At 66.9% G+C, this 14,757-nt stretch carries 14 protein-coding genes; 12 read left to right on the forward strand and 2 right to left on the reverse strand.

Annotated elements, in window-relative coordinates; genetic code table 11:
• Positions 1-99: 99 nt before the first annotated feature.
• Positions 100-1,335 carry a urate hydroxylase PuuD gene (locus P0645_RS09485; RefSeq protein WP_284164329.1) on the reverse strand — a complete coding sequence of 412 codons (1,236 nt, stop codon included), beginning with the start codon at positions 1,333-1,335 and terminating at the stop codon, positions 100-102.
• 138 nt (positions 1,336-1,473) lie between these two features.
• Between P0645_RS09485 and P0645_RS09490 the strand changes: the two genes are divergently transcribed.
• A complete protein-coding gene (locus P0645_RS09490; protein WP_284164330.1) occupies positions 1,474-2,418 on the forward strand; it encodes a LysR family transcriptional regulator in 945 nt (314 codons plus the stop codon).
• A 12-nt stretch (positions 2,419-2,430) separates the two neighbouring features.
• Here P0645_RS09490 and P0645_RS09495 read toward each other — a convergent pair whose 3' ends face one another.
• Complete coding sequence (locus P0645_RS09495; RefSeq protein WP_284164331.1) at positions 2,431-3,324, reverse strand: LysR family transcriptional regulator; 894 nt, start codon at positions 3,322-3,324, stop codon at positions 2,431-2,433.
• Between the two features lie 107 nt (positions 3,325-3,431).
• Between P0645_RS09495 and P0645_RS09500 the strand changes: the two genes are divergently transcribed.
• The 11 genes from P0645_RS09500 to ftsA all read left to right on the forward strand — a co-directional run bounded on the left by P0645_RS09500 (position 3,432) and on the right by ftsA (position 14,663).
• Positions 3,432-3,932, forward strand: a complete 501-nt coding sequence (locus tag P0645_RS09500; protein WP_284164332.1) for a cupin domain-containing protein — start codon at positions 3,432-3,434, stop codon at positions 3,930-3,932.
• 103 nt (positions 3,933-4,035) lie between these two features.
• Positions 4,036-5,436, forward strand: coding sequence for a UDP-N-acetylmuramoyl-L-alanine--D-glutamate ligase (gene murD, locus P0645_RS09505; RefSeq protein ID WP_284164333.1), 1,401 nt, complete (start codon positions 4,036-4,038; stop codon positions 5,434-5,436).
• 208 nt (positions 5,437-5,644) lie between these two features.
• Positions 5,645-6,811 carry a peptidoglycan glycosyltransferase FtsW gene (locus tag P0645_RS09510; RefSeq protein ID WP_284164334.1) on the forward strand — a complete coding sequence of 389 codons (1,167 nt, stop codon included), beginning with the start codon at positions 5,645-5,647 and terminating at the stop codon, positions 6,809-6,811.
• Positions 6,811-7,935 carry a UDP-N-acetylglucosamine--N-acetylmuramyl-(pentapeptide) pyrophosphoryl-undecaprenol N-acetylglucosamine transferase gene (locus tag P0645_RS09515; protein WP_284164335.1) on the forward strand — a complete coding sequence of 375 codons (1,125 nt, stop codon included), beginning with the start codon at positions 6,811-6,813 and terminating at the stop codon, positions 7,933-7,935. The genes P0645_RS09510 and P0645_RS09515 overlap by 1 nt, the downstream gene beginning before the upstream one ends.
• Positions 7,932-9,350, forward strand: a complete 1,419-nt coding sequence (gene murC / locus P0645_RS09520; protein ID WP_284164336.1) for a UDP-N-acetylmuramate--L-alanine ligase — start codon at positions 7,932-7,934, stop codon at positions 9,348-9,350. The genes P0645_RS09515 and murC overlap by 4 nt, the downstream gene beginning before the upstream one ends.
• 31 nt (positions 9,351-9,381) lie before the next feature.
• Positions 9,382-9,639, forward strand: coding sequence for a DUF2484 family protein (locus P0645_RS09525; protein WP_284164337.1), 258 nt, complete (start codon positions 9,382-9,384; stop codon positions 9,637-9,639).
• Positions 9,636-9,884, forward strand: coding sequence for a DUF2484 family protein (locus P0645_RS09530; protein ID WP_284164338.1), 249 nt, complete (start codon positions 9,636-9,638; stop codon positions 9,882-9,884). The genes P0645_RS09525 and P0645_RS09530 overlap by 4 nt, the downstream gene beginning before the upstream one ends.
• A gap of 183 nt (positions 9,885-10,067) precedes the next feature.
• Positions 10,068-11,000, forward strand: a complete 933-nt coding sequence (gene murB / locus P0645_RS09535; RefSeq protein ID WP_284164339.1) for a UDP-N-acetylmuramate dehydrogenase — start codon at positions 10,068-10,070, stop codon at positions 10,998-11,000.
• A gap of 71 nt (positions 11,001-11,071) precedes the next feature.
• On the forward strand, positions 11,072-11,995 hold the full coding sequence (locus P0645_RS09540) for a D-alanine--D-alanine ligase (RefSeq protein WP_284164340.1): 924 nt from the start codon (positions 11,072-11,074) through the stop codon (positions 11,993-11,995).
• Positions 11,983-13,335 (forward strand): cell division protein FtsQ/DivIB, encoded by a 1,353-nt coding sequence (locus tag P0645_RS09545; RefSeq protein WP_284164341.1) that lies wholly within the window; start codon positions 11,983-11,985, stop codon positions 13,333-13,335. Before P0645_RS09540 ends, P0645_RS09545 begins: the two co-directional genes overlap by 13 nt.
• Positions 13,332-14,663, forward strand: coding sequence for a cell division protein FtsA (ftsA, locus tag P0645_RS09550; protein WP_284164342.1), 1,332 nt, complete (start codon positions 13,332-13,334; stop codon positions 14,661-14,663). Before P0645_RS09545 ends, ftsA begins: the two co-directional genes overlap by 4 nt.
• Positions 14,664-14,757: the final 94 nt, after the last annotated feature.

A 14,757-nucleotide genomic window follows, 5' to 3' on the forward strand; every position in this document is an offset into this window, starting at 1 on the left:
GCTCATCGCGCCTTTCCGGTACCTGCTTCCACGCTTCGCTCGACGCGAAGCCGCGCCCGTCGGCGATGAGCGCTGGCACCAGCGCGAAGAGCCGCCGGGTCAGCCGCGTGCCGCCCTGATCCAGGCGACGATCTTCTGCCGCTCTTCCGGCTCCATGAACGAGGAATTGGCGGGCGGCATGGCGTGGGTCACGCCCGACTGGATGTAGATGCGCCGGGCTTCATTGGCGATCTGTTCGGGGGTCTCGAGGATCACGCCCTTGGGCGCCCAGTGGATGCCCTCAAAGCCCGGCTCGGCGGCGTGGCACATGGAGCAGCGGCCGAGGATGATGTCCTGTGCCTCAGTGAACCCATCGGCGGCGGCGTAGCGGGCGCCTTCAGGGGTAAGCTCGACGGCGCCCTGTTCCTCGCCCTCCGCCGCCTTGTAGAGAGGCGCGGTCGAAAGCCAGGCGATGGCGAGGAAGAGAAGCACGGTCGCCAGCCATGTCCAGTGCGGGTTGCCTTTCCGCGCGTGGTGGCTGTTGAACCAGTGCCGGATGGTGACGCCCATCAGGAAGACGAGCGACGCGATGAGCCAGTTCCATTCGGTCGCGAAGGCCAGCGGGTAATGGTTCGACAGCATCATGAAGATGACCGGCAGCGTCAGGTAATTGTTGTGGGTCGAACGCTGCTTGGCGATCTTGCCGTATTTGGCGTCCGGCGTGCGGCCCGCGATCAGGTCGGCGACCACGACCTTCTGGTTGGGGATGATGATCCAGAAGACATTGCCGGACATGATCGTCGCGGTGAAGGCGCCCAGATGCAGGAGCGCGGCGCGGCCGGAGAAAACTGAAGTGTAGAAATAGGCCATCCCCACAAGGATCACGAAAAGACCGATCATCAGGCGGGTATTGTCGTCGCCGAAGCGCGACTTGCAGATCTGGTCATAGGCGACCCAGCCGAAGGCGAGCGAGCCGAGCGAGATGCCGATCGCCTGCCAGGTGGTCAGTTCGCGGACTTCGGGGTCCACGAGATAAAGGTCGGCGCCGAGGTAATAGACGAGGCAGAGAAGCGCGAACCCGGAAATCCAGGTCATGTAGCTTTCCCATTTGAACCAGACGAGGTCGCCGGGCATCCGGTCGGGCGCCACGAGGTATTTCTGGATATGGTAGAAGCCGCCGCCATGGACCTGCCATTCCTCGCCGTCCGCGCCGGACGCCAGATTGCGGTCGCGGTGCAGCCCGAGGTCGAGCGCGATGAAATAGAAGGACGAGCCGATCCAGGCGATCGCCGTGATGACATGCAGCCAGCGGACCGCGAATTCCAGCCATTCGCCGAGGACGATGAAATCATACATGATGGTCCCTCCCGTTGACCTCAGCCTAGCGCGGCCGTCATCTTCGTCATATTGCGATTAATGCCTTATGACTTTCAAAGATATTCTGATAATCTGGCCGCAAGCCCGCTCAGGGCGCCGGGTCGGGGAGGGCCGGGAATGTCTTACGTCAACAATATCAAGATGTTCGTGCGCGTCTTTGAGCTTGGCTCGATGTCCGCCGCCGCGCGCGATCAGCGCACTTCGCCCGCCGTCGCCTCGGCCAGGGTGGCGGAACTGGAGAAACATCTGGGCGTGCGGCTCTTCAACCGCACGACGCGGCGTCTGCAGCCCACCGAGAACGGGCGGCTTTTCTACGACGGCGCCCGCAAGGTGCTGGAGGCGATCGACGATGCGGAAGCGGCGGTCATGGCCTCGACCCTCAACCTGCGCGGCTCGATCTTCGTCGCGGCGCCCTTGGGCGTCGGGCGGCGCTTCATCGCGCCGCATGTACCGGCCTTCAAGGACGATTACCCCCAGATCGACGTGCGGCTCAGGCTCTCGGACCGCAAGATCGACGTGGTGGGCGAGGGGCTCGACATGGCCTTCCACATGGGGACGCTCGAAGACAGCACGCTGAAACTGCGCGTGGTGGCCGATTGCCCGCGCGTCCTGTGCGCGGCACCCTCCTACATCGAGCGGCGCGGGATGCCGGAAGGCGGCGAGGCCCTGGTGCGCGACCGCCATGACTGCCTGAACCTGCGCTTCCCGGGCGCCCGCGAATTTCAGTGGACTTTGGTCACGCCCGAGGGGCCGCGGCGGTTCGAGGTGACCGGGCCGTTCGAGACCGACGATGGCGATGTCTTGACGATATGGGCACTCGACGGGCGCGGGATCATCATGAAACCGGTCTTCGAGATCGCCGAGCATCTGAAGTCCGGCGCGCTTGTTCCCGTCGCCCGCGCCACGCCGCCCGTACCGGTGCAGCTTTCGTGCCTGACCCAGCACCGGCGCTTGCGCGACCCCAAGATCCGCACCTTCACCGATTTCATCGTCGCCCGCTGCCGCGCCGATCTGCAGCGCGAGATCGAGGGTCTGGAAACCTTCGCCTCCGGCGCGGTCTGAGCGGGCGCGCGGTCAGGGCAGGTCCCGGTCCTCGTCGAAAGCCGCGCGCAGCCAGGCCGCAAAAAGCTCGGCCTCGGGCTTGCGCGGCGCCGTGCGCGCGCCCTGTGCCAGAAAATGCGCCTGGGCGAAGGGAATGGGCGCGCCCGCGAGCCTGATCCGGGCGCCGGATGCAATCGCCTGCCGGGCAAAGCGCGTCACGATCATTGCCCGCCCGCCACCCGCCGCGGCAAGCGCCAGCGCCGCCGCCGTCGTGTCGACCGACAGGCGCTTGCCCCTGGCTGGTCCGCTGATGCCCAGGCTGGCGATATAGTTGGCCCAGCTGTCCTCATATCCGAGGATGCGGATCAAGGGCGCCGCCAGCAGCAGATCGGGCCGCCCGGTCAGATCGCCCGCGTCAGCATCCGCAACCGGAACGACCGTCTCGGTCGACAGCCGTTCCGCGCCGGGCTCGATCTGGCCTGCGGTGGCCAGCTTGATGTCGATGTCCACATCCTCTTCGCCAGCCGAACTGGCCCAGATGGTCGAGACGAGGCGGAGGTTGATGTCGGGATGGGCGGCCATGAAGGCAGGCAGGCGCGGCGCGAGCCACAGCGAGACGGTCGAGATCGGCGCACGGACCGTCAGGGTCTGGGTGGTGGCCGGACCGAACAGGCTGACGGTGGCGAGGTTCATCTCGCCGATCGCGGCCCGGACCGACATCGCATAGGCCTCGCCCACGTCGGTCAGCGCCAGATGGCGCGGGTTGCGTCGGAAAAGCTGGCATTGCAGCGTTTCCTCAAGCGCCTTGATATGCAGGCTGACGGCGGTCTGGGTCAGCCCCAGCTCCTTGCCCGCTTCGGTGAAGTTCAAGAGCCGCGCCGCTGCCTCAAAGCTGCGCAGCCAGATCAGGTTCGGCAGGCGTTGCATGGGTATCCCTAAAAATTCTTGGGTATCATGGCCAATATTACTCATTTCTCTTTGCCATTCAAACCCGTCATACCGGAGCCAGGCCGCAAGACCGGCCGGACGGAATGATGAATGGACGGAAGGATCGCGCAGTGCCCGCTCAAGCTCTGGTCAAAGAGACTGCCCCGGAAAGTGCCAACCAGAACGATGCCCCGGCTGCTGGTTTTGTGCGCAATCTTGCCGACCTGCCCGCCGAGGGCGGCGTCGATCCGGTCTTCGGCAACGTGACCTGGCGCACCCTGATCTCGTCCGACCGCACCCGGTCGAACGACCTGGTGCTGGGCGTGGCCGAATTTCCTCCGCACGGCATGCTGAACCTGCACCGCCATGAGCCGCCGGAATTCTACTTCTGTCTCTCGGGCTCCGGCACCGTGATGATCGACGGGCGCGCCCATGTGGTCGCGGCAGGCGCGGCGGTCTATATCCCCGGCAATGCCGAACATGGCGTGCAGGCCGGTGCCGATGGTCTGGCCTTCGCCTATGGTTTCGCCAAGGACGCCTTCGGCGATGTCAGCTACCAGTTTTCGGCACCGGGCAATGTGCTTGCGTTCGAGGCGCCGGGCGCCTGATCGCGCGCCCGCGCGTCCGCGCAGCCGGACAGCGGCGGTCGCGCTGCCCCTTTTCGCCCGGTGTCAGTTGGCCTAAGGCTTCGGTCAGCAAGGGAGGGCGGTGATGATTCCGGTCACGGGCTACGAGGGCCAGCGGGTCGCGGTACTGGGGCTCGGCCGGTCCGGCCTCGCGACGGCGCGCGCGCTTCGGGACGGGGGGGCGGAAACGCTTCTGTGGGACGACGCGCCCGAGGCGCGCGCCAAGGCCGAGGCGGAAGGGTTCGCGCTGACCGACCTCACCCGTGACGCCGCCTGGGCGGGGCTGGCGCTTCTCGTCACCTCGCCCGGCATTCCGCATCTCTACCCCCATCCCAACCGCCATATCGCCCGCGCGCTCGCCGAAGGCGTGCCGGTCGACAATGACATCGGGCTTTTCTTCCGCTCCTGGGCGACCGCCGACTGGGACCGGTTCGATCAGGCCCCGAAAGTGGTCGCGGTGACCGGATCGAACGGCAAATCGACGACGACGGCGCTTGTCCACCATATCCTGAAGGTCGCCGGGCGACCGACACAGATGGCGGGCAATATCGGCACGGGCGTCCTGACCATCGACCCGGGCCGGGACGGCGAGGTGGTAGTGCTGGAACTGTCCTCCTACCAGACCGAGCTTGCCCGCGCGCTGACCCCCGATATCGCGATCTTCACCAACCTCTCGCCCGACCATCTCGACCGTCACGGCGGCAAGGGCGGCTATTTCGCCGCCAAGGCCCGGCTCTTCACGCAAGGCGGTCCCGACCGCGCGGTGATCGGCGTGGACGAGGTCGAAGGCGCGTTTCTGGCAAATCAGTTGTCGGCGGGCATGGCCGACGACCGGGTGATCCGCGTCTCCTCGGGCCAGAAGCTGGAAGGCGCGGGCTGGACCGTCTTTGCCCGCAAGGGCTTTCTCGCCGAGTGGCGCAAGGGGCGCCAGGTCGCCTCGATCGATCTGAGGGATATCCGGGGTCTGCCCGGCGCCCACAATCACCAGAACGCCTGCGCCGCCTATGCGGCGGCGCGCGCGCTCGGGCTGGCGCCGAAACTGATCGAACAGGCCTTGCGCAGCTTCGAAGGCCTGCCGCATCGCAGCCAGATCGTGGGCGAGAGGGGCGGGGTGCGGTTCGTGAACGATTCCAAAGCCACCAACGTCGACAGCGCGGCAAAGGCCCTGCAGGCCTTCGAAAGGATCCGCTGGATCGCGGGCGGCCTTGGCAAGGAAGGCGGCATCGCCGCGTTGAAACCTTTCCTCGGCTCGGTGGTGAAGGCCTATCTCATCGGCCATTCGGCGCGCGATTTCGCGCTGGAACTGGGCGAGACCCCGCACGAGATATGCGAAACGATGGAGCGTGCCGTCGCCCGCGCGGCAGAGGAAGCGCTTGACGGCGAAACCGTGCTCCTTGCCCCCGCCGCCGCCTCCTTCGACCAGTATCCGAACTTCGAGAAACGCGGCGAGGATTTTACCGCCCATGTCAGGGCGCTTATCGCCTGACGGTCCCGCCGGTCGGCCGACTCCTCGGTCCCTTGCAGGCCCTACTCGCCGGGGTGGCCAGCGAGGAGAGCGCGCAAGGGCTTGACGAGCGGCCCGTCGCGGCGGGCGCCGGGACCGGGGCTTTCCCCTTTCCATGCGGGTGAAATCGCGATAGGTTTTGCGATGAGACCCGGACAACGGGCGAGGCACAGGCAGTGAGAGCGGTCAGATGACGGAAATGGTGTTCGGCACCGCGCCTTCGCGCGCGGGCGATCCGGTTCTTCCACGCTGGTGGCGGACGATCGACCGGGTGACGCTTGGCCTTGTCTTCGCGCTCTTCGGGGTGGGGCTTCTTCTCGGCCTCGCGGCCTCGGTGCCACTCGCCGAAAAGAACGACCTGCCGCCCTATTATTACGTGACGCGCCAGCTGTTCTTCGGGGGCATGGCGCTTGCCGCGATGATCGGCTGTTCGATGCTGCCCGTCGCCCTCGTCCGCCGTCTCGGCGTCCTCGGGTTCGCGGCGTCCTTCATCGCGCTTCTCTTCCTGCCGGTCCTTGGCACCGATTTCGGCAAGGGCGCCATCCGCTGGTATTCGCTGGGCTTCGCCTCCTTCCAGCCGTCGGAGTTCCTGAAGCCCGGCTTCGTCATCCTTTGCGCCTGGCTGATGGCGGCGGCGCAGGATCTGGGCGGTCCGCCCGGGCGGCTTTATTCCTTCCTCGTGGCCTCCGTCGTGGTGATCCTTCTCGCGCTCCAGCCCGATTTCGGTCAGGCCTGCCTGGTTCTCTTCGCCTGGGGCGTGATGTATTTCGTCGGCGGCGCGCCGATCATCCTTCTGATGCTCGTGGGCGGGCTTGTGGTGGGCGGCGGTATCACCGCCTATTCGGCGTCGGAACATTTCGCCCGCCGGATCAACGGGTTCCTCTCGACCGAGATCGACCCGCGCACCCAGATCGGCTATGCGACGAACGCCATACAGGAAGGCGGCTTCTTCGGTGTCGGCGTGGGGCAGGGGACGGTGAAATGGACCCTTCCGGACGCGCATACCGATTTCATCATCGCCGTCGCGGCAGAGGAGTTCGGCCTCATCCTCGTCGGCATCATCATCGCGCTTTACATGGCGATCACCGTGCGTTCGCTCATCCGGCTGATGCGCGAACGCGACCCGTTCACGCGCCTCGCGGGCACGGGTCTGGCCTGCGCCTTCGGCGTGCAGGCGCTGATCAACATGGGCGTCGCCGTCCGGCTTCTGCCCGCCAAGGGCATGACCCTGCCCTTCGTCTCCTACGGCGGCTCGTCCGTCATCGCCTCGGGCATCGCCGTCGGCATGCTTCTGGCGCTCACCCGCCGCCGCCCGCAGGGCCGGATGGCCGAGATCCTTCTGAAGCGGGGCCGGTGATGGCGGGCAGGCGTCAAAAACCTCCGCTCCTGCTGATCGCGGCGGGCGGAACAGGCGGACATATGTTCCCCGCCCAGGCGCTGGCGGAAGAGATGCTGAAGCGCGGCTGGCGGGTGCGGCTGTCGACCGATCCGCGCGGCGCGCGCTACACCGGCGGTTTCCCGCAGGCGGTCGAGGTCCGGCAGGTGCCCTCTGCCACCTTCGCGCGCGGCGGCATCGCCGCGAAGCTGATGGTGCCCCTGCGCATCGCCACGGGCGTCGCGCAGGTCCTCTGGCAGTCGCTTCTCGACCGGCCGAAAGTCGTGGTGGGCTTTGGCGGCTACCCGTCGATCCCGGCCTTGGGCGCGGCGGTGATCCTGCGCTTGCCGCGCATGATCCATGAACAGAACGGCGTCCTCGGCCGCGTCAACCAGGCCTTCGCCACGCGGGTCGAGGTCGTCGCCTGCGGCACATGGCCCACTGAGCTTCCCGAAGGCGCCTTCGGCCGCCAGGTCGGCAATCCGGTCCGCCAGGCCGTGGCCGATCGCGCGGCCGCCCCCTATATCCCGCCGGGCGATTATCCGATGAGCCTTGTGGTCTTCGGCGGCAGCCAGGGTGCGCGCATCATCTCCGACACCGTGCCCGCCGCCGTTGCCAAACTGCCCGAGGCGCTTCGCCGCAACATCCGCGTCGCCCATCAGGCCCGCGACGAGGATCGCGCCGCCGTCGAGGCGACTTATGCGGCCGCGGGCATCAGGGCCGAAATCGCGCCCTTCTTCACCGACATGCCGCGCCGCATGGCCGAGGCGCAACTGGTGATCTGCCGCTCCGGCGCCTCCTCTGTCGCCGATCTGGCGATGATCGGGCGCCCCTCGATCCTCATCCCGCTCGCCGCCGCGATCCGCGACGAACAGACAGCCAACGCCCGCGGCCTCGTCTCGGCGGGCGCCGCCATCCTCATCCCCGAATCCCGGCTTGACTCCACCATGCTTGCGGGCCACATCGCCTCGGTCCTCGAAGACCCGGTCGCCGCCACCCGCATGGCCCATGCCGCCCTGACCCAGGCCGTCCCGGACGCAACCGTGAAACTCGCGGCCCTCGTCGACGCGCTGGCCGCCCCCAAACCCCGGACCGAAGCGCCATGAACGCCGCCACCAAACTGCCGCTCGAACTTGGCCCCATCCATTTTGTCGGCATCGGCGGCATCGGCATGTCGGGGATCGCCGAAGTGCTGATCACGCTTGGCTATCGCGTGCAGGGATCGGACGCCAAGGCCTCGAAGATCACCGACCGGCTGGTGAAGCTTGGCGCCGCCTTCTTCGAAGGCCAGCGGGCGGAGAATATCGGCGAGGGCGTATCGGTTGTGGTGATTTCTTCCGCGATCAAGAAGGGCAACCCGGAGCTGGAAGAGGCGCGCCGCCGCGGCCTGCCGGTCGTCCGCCGGGCCGAGATGCTGGCCGAACTGATGCGGCTGCGCTCGAACGTCGCCATCGCCGGGACCCATGGCAAGACCACGACGACGACAATGGTCGCGACGCTTCTCGACAAGGGCGGCTTCGATCCGACTGTGATCAACGGCGGCATCATCCATGCCTATGGCTCGAACGCGCGGGCGGGCGCGGGGGAATGGATGGTCGTGGAAGCCGACGAGTCGGACGGCTCCTTCAACCGCCTGCCCGCCACCATCGCCATCGTCACCAATATCGACCCCGAACATATGGAGCACTGGGGCACGATCGAGGCCCTGCGCAAGGGCTTTTACGATTTCGTCTCGAACATCCCCTTCTACGGCCTTGCCGTCTGCTGCACCGACCATCCCGAAGTACAGGCTCTGGTCGGAAAGATCACCGACCGCCGCATCGTGACCTTCGGCTTCAACGCCCAGGCCGATGTCCGCGCCGTGAACCTGATGTTCGAAAATGGAAAGGCCCTGTTCGATATTCTGCTTCAGAACGAGGGCGAAGGTTCGAAAATCGAAGGCTGCACCCTGCCCATGCCGGGCGACCACAATGTCTCGAACGCATTGGCCGCCGTCGCGGTTGCCCGCCATCTCGGCATGAAGCGCGATGAAATCCGTGCCGCGCTTGCGGCCTTTGGCGGGGTGAACCGCCGCTTCACCCGCGTGGGCGAGGTCCTGGGCGGCGTCACGATCATCGACGATTATGGCCACCACCCGGTCGAGATCGCGGCGGTCCTGCGCGCCGCGCGGCAGGCCACCAAGGGCCGCGTCATCGCCATCCACCAGCCGCACCGCTACAGTCGGCTTTCGAACCTCTTCGAGGATTTCTGCACCTGCTTCAACGAGGCCGACGTGGTGGCCATCGCCGATGTCTATGCGGCGGGCGAAGACCCGATCCCCGGCGCCTCGCGCGACGATCTGGTCCAGGGCCTCATCGCCCACGGCCACCGCCATGCCAGCGGCATCTCCGGCGAGGAGGAGCTTGCCCAGCTCGTCCGCGACCATGCGCGCCCCGGCGACATGGTCGTCTGTCTCGGCGCGGGCACGATCTCGACCTGGGCGAACAACCTGCCGGCAAGCCTGGGCGAGAGGGCCGCTTGACCGGCCTCTCCACCCGCGCGGAGCCGCCGCGATGAGCTACGCGCTCCTCGCAGCCTTCCTCTGGGTCCTCGCCGCGACCGTCACCGCGCTGTTGCCGATGCGCCGTCAGTTTCCGCCGGGCATCACGCTTCTGATCCTCGCGCCCGTGATCCTGATCTGGATCGGCGTCGAGCACGGCCCCATCCCCGCGCTCCTCGGCCTCGCCGGGTTCCTTTCCATGTTCCGCCGACCACTTCTCTATTTCGCGCGCAAGGCGCTGGGGCGGCCAAGCGGCGAGGGGCGGGAATGAACTGGTCGCTTTGTGCCGCCCTTCTGTGGATCGTCACCGCCTGCTTCATCGGCGCGCTGCCCTCGCGCGACTATCACTGGCGCGCCGCCTATAGACTGATCGCCGTCGGCATCCCGATCCTCGGCTGGGTCACCTGGGCGAACGGCCCGGTCATGGGCCTGATCCTCCTCGCCGCCGCCGCCTCGATCCTGCGCTGGCCGCTGATCTATCTCTGGCGCTGGGTCAGGCGGAAGGTGGCGGGATAGGGCCGCCCGGCGCATCCCTCTGATCCTTTGTACAATTAACCTCTTCGCAAGAAATGTCGGGACGGATGCCATACGCATGCGGGACGCAAGACCGACACTTGCCATACGGCAATATCCGGCGAATCCAGTGGCTTACGCGCTCGCCCTTGCGTCCTGGCCCCGATCCCGGCTACTGACGGCAGCATGACGCTGTCTCTCCCTCCCGTCCGGGGCGTGCTGACCCCGAACCGGCCTCTGGCCGACCTGACCTGGCTGCGCGTGGGCGGCCCGGCGGACTGGCTCTTCCAGCCCGCCGACGCGGATGACCTCGCATCCTTCCTCGGCGCGCTTGACGCCGCCGTCCCGGTCTTTCCGATGGGGGTCGGATCGAACCTCATCGTCCGCGATGGCGGGCTGCGTGCCGTGGTGATCCGCCTCGGGCGCGGCTTCAATGCCATTGAAATCGCTGGACAAAAAGTCACCGCGGGCGCCGCCGCGCTTGATGCCCATGTGGCGCGCAAGGCGGCCGAGGCCGGGGTGGACCTGACCTTCCTGCGCACCATTCCCGGCTCGATCGGCGGGGCGGTGCGGATGAATGCGGGCTGCTACGGCTCCTATGTCGCGGATCATCTGCTGTCTGCCGAGGCGGTGCTGCGGGACGGGACCAAGACCCTGCTATCAAAGGAGGATCTGAAATTCTCCTACCGCCAGTCGGTCTTGCCCGAAGGCGCCATCATCACCTCGGCCACGTTCGAAGGCGCGCTGGCCAACCCGTCAGAGCTCGCCCAAAGGATGGAAGACCAGCTTGCCAAGCGCGACGCCTCGCAGCCGACGAAGGAACGCTCCGCCGGTTCCACCTTCCGCAATCCGGCGGGCTTTTCCTCGACCGGGCGGGCGGATGATGTCCATGATCTGAAGGCCTGGAAGCTGATCGCCGACGCCGGTATGCGCGGCGCGCGGAAAGGCGGGGCGCAGATGAGCGAGATGCATGCGAACTTCCTTCTGAACGCGGGCGGGGCAACGGCCGCCGATCTGGAAGGTTTGGGCGAAGAGGTGCGAAAAAGGGTTTTCCAAACCAGCGGAATATGGCTAGAGTGGGAAATCATGCGCGTCGGCGAACCGGCGGCGGATAAATAAACAAAACCAACGACTAACCCTGTGGGTAAAATCGCAGGGCAACAGGGGCGCAAAGCCCCGGAAACAGGCAGATGGCGGGCAGGTCGAGCAGGCAAGCCCCCAAGGTGGCGGTACTGATGGGTGGCCTTTCCGCAGAGCGGGAGGTTTCTCTCAGCACGGGGCGCGGTTGCGCCCAGGCCCTGCGGGAGGCGGGATATGAGGTGGTCGAGGTCGATGCCGGCCGCGACCTTGCTCTGCGCCTTGCCGAGATCAGGCCCGATGTCTGTTTCAATGCGCTTCATGGCCCCTATGGCGAGGACGGCCGGGTTCAGGGCATGCTGGAATGGCTGGGTATTCCCTATACCCATTCCGGTGTCCTCGCCTCGGCGCTGGCAATCGACAAGACGCGTTCGAAGGATCTGTTTCGGGCGCATGCGCTGCCGGTGGTCGACAGCCTGATCGCGCCGACAGTCGAGGTGCAGGCGCGTCACGTGATGGCGCCGCCCTATGTGGTGAAACCCAATAACGAAGGCTCGTCGGTTGGGGTCTACATCGTTCAGGAAAGCGCGAACGGCCCACCCGTGCTGGCGCCGGATATGCCCGCCGAAGTGATGGTCGAAACCTATGTGCCCGGGCGGGAACTGACCTGTTCGGTGTTGGGCGACCGGGCGCTGTGCGTGACCGAGATCGTGACCGACGGCTGGTACGATTATCATGCGAAATATGCGCCGGGCGGCTCGCGGCATGTCTGCCCGGCCGATCTGCCGGGCGAGATCGCGAAGGCCTGTCAGGACTATGCGCTGCGCGCCCATCGCGCGGTCGGTTGCCGCGGCCTGTCGCGCACCGATTTCCGCTGGGACGATACGAAAGGACTGGCTGGCCTTTTCCTCTTGGAAATCAACACCCAGCCCGGCATGACGCCAACCTCGCTGTCGCCCGAACAGGCGGCGGCGGACGGCATGAGTTTCGCGCAGCTCTGCGCCTGGCTGGTGGAGGATGCCTCATGCCCCCGCTGATCGCCGGAGAGCGCCCCGTCTGGCACCGCCGCTCCGGCGCGCTGCGGCCCGAGCCGCCGGTGACCGCGCGGCCCGGGCGCTTCGAAACGTCCATGCGGGCGGCTGCGGAGAGCGCATATCCGGAAATGCCTGAGCCGCTGGTGCCGGGCCCTGCTGCGGCACCCGCCGAGATGGATGCCGGAGAGTTCGATCTCTTCCGGCAGGATTTGGCTCCGGCCTATTCCGACGATCTTTATGACGAGACGTTTGATGAAGCGGCGCGGGCGCCGGTGTTCACGACCGCCCGGCGTCAGCCGGACACGACCGAAGAGCCCGAGGCCGGGCCTGAGGGATATGAACGTGCCGCCGCCGCGATCGCGCGCGCGAGCGATATATTGAAGCGGCCGGTCGCAGCCATGCCGCGACGGGTCGAAACCCGAGCGTCGCAGCCAGCTGACATACGCCCCGAAAGACGGGCCGACAGGCGGGCCGCGGCGGGCGAACGCCGCGATCCGGCGCCCTCGCGTCTGGCCTACCGGATGGACCGGCTGTGGCTGACGCCGCTTTTCCGGCGCTTCATGCGCTATGGTCTGCCGGTGCTGACCGTCGCGCTGGCGGCCGGGCTGTATCTTGGCGATGCCGACCGGCGGGCGGCGATCGGCGACAGTTTCGCGGGCCTGCGCGCGCAGATCGAGAACCGGCCGGAATTCATGGTCAAGCTCATGTCGATTGACGGAGCATCGGTGCCGGTCGCGAACGCGGTGCGCGCGATGGTGACCGAACCCTTGCCCACGTCTTCGTTCCGGCTGGACCTTGAGGCGATGCGGGCCGCAATCGAACAGATCGACGCCGTGGAAAGCGCCAGCGTGAAGCTGAAGCCCGGTGGCGTGCTTGCCGTCGATATCCGCGAGCGCAAGCCCGCGGTCCTGTGGCGCACCGAAGCCTCGCTGGAAATGCTCGACGCGACCGGGCACCGGGTGGCGACGCTGAAGACCCGCGCGGCGCGGGCCGACCTGCCGGTCATCGCCGGGGTCGGTGCCGAGGAACGCGTGCCCGAGGCGCTGAACATCCTTGCCGCTGCCCGGCCGGTCCTGCCGCGCGTGCGCGGCCTCGTGCGGGTCGGCGACCGGCGCTGGGATCTGGTCTTGGATCGCGGCCAGCGGGTGCAACTGCCCGAAAGCGGCGCCGTCGAGGCGGTGGAGCGGGTGATGGCGCTCGACACGGCGGAAGAAATGCTCGCGCGTGACCTCGTGACGGTCGATCTGCGCAATCCGGACAGGCCGACGGTGAGGCTCGGGCCTCAGGCGGTCGAGACAATGAAAAGAATGGCGGCAAACGTGACGAAGGTGGCAGGACAATGACGGGGCTCTATCAGGCGCAGCGGGCGATGCGGAACATGCGGCGCGCGGCGATCCAGCGCGGGGTGGTGGCCATTCTCGATGTGGGCACATCGAAGATCGCCTGCCTTGTCCTCAAGTTCGACGGCGGTGTCGCGGCGCGGGAAGACGGGCTCGGCTCGATGGCCGGGCAGTCGCAGTTCCGGGTGATCGGCGCGGCGACGACCCGGTCGCGCGGCGTCCGGTTCGGTGAGATCGACGCGATCCCCGAAACCGAACGCGCGATCCGCACCGCCGTGCAGGCCGCCCAGAAGATGGCGCAGACGCGCGTTGACCATGTGATCGCCTGCTTTGCGGGCGCGCGGCCCCGGTCCTATGGTCTTGCGGGCGAGATCACGCTGCCAGCGGGGCAGGTGAGCGAGCAGGACGTGGGCCGGGTTCTGGCTGCCTGTGACGTGCCCGATTTCGGCGAAAGCCGCGAGGTGCTGCATGCCCATCCGGTGAATTTCGCCATCGACCACCGCAGCGGCATGAACGATCCGCGCGGCCATGTCGGCAACCGGCTGGCGGCCGACATGCACCTCGTCACCATCGACACGCCCGCCGTGCAGAACCTTCTCTATTGCATCAAGCGTTGCGATCTGGAACTCGCGGGACTGGCGTCCTCGGCCTATGTCTCGGGCATCTCGGCGCTTGTGGAGGACGAGCAGGAACTGGGGGCGGCCTCGATCGACATGGGCGGTGGCTCGACCGGCATCTCGGTCTTCATCAAGAAGCACATGATCTTCACCGACGCGGTGCGTCTCGGCGGTGATCATGTCACGGCCGACATTTCGAAGGGCTTCCATGTGCCGATGTCGGTGGCCGAGCGGATCAAGACCTATCACGGCGGCGTCTTTGCCACCGGCATGGACGACCGCGAGATGATCGAGATCGGCGCCGATTGCGGCGACTGGGACAAGGATCGCCGCACCGTCAGCCGGACCGAGCTGATCGGCATCATCCGGCCGCGGGTCGAGGAAATTCTCGAAGAGGCGCGCGCAATGCTCGACGCGGCAGGGTTTGATCAGCTGCCCTCGCAGCAGATCGTGCTGACCGGGGGCGCGAGCCAGCTGCCGGGGCTCGACGGGCTTGCCGCGCGCATTCTGGGGCAGAATGTGCGCCTCGGCCGACCCTTGCGCGTGCAGGGCCTGCCGCAGGCCGCGACGGGTCCCGCCTTCTCCTCGATCGTCGGCCTGTCGCTCTTTGCCGCGCATCCCCAGGATGAATGGTGGGACTTCGAGATTCCCGCCGAACGCTATCCGGCGCGGTCGCTCCGGCGCGCGGTGAAATGGTTCCGCGACAACTGGTAACCGCTAAATCCGGTAGGTTCGGCGAAATACCGCCGAATTTTGGTCAAATTCCCCCCAGATTTTGTGGGTAATCACGCGTTTTTCGCGTGACCTG

Source organism: Frigidibacter sp. SD6-1, assembly GCF_030143255.1.
Classification (GTDB): Bacteria; Pseudomonadota; Alphaproteobacteria; order Rhodobacterales; family Rhodobacteraceae; genus TMP-24.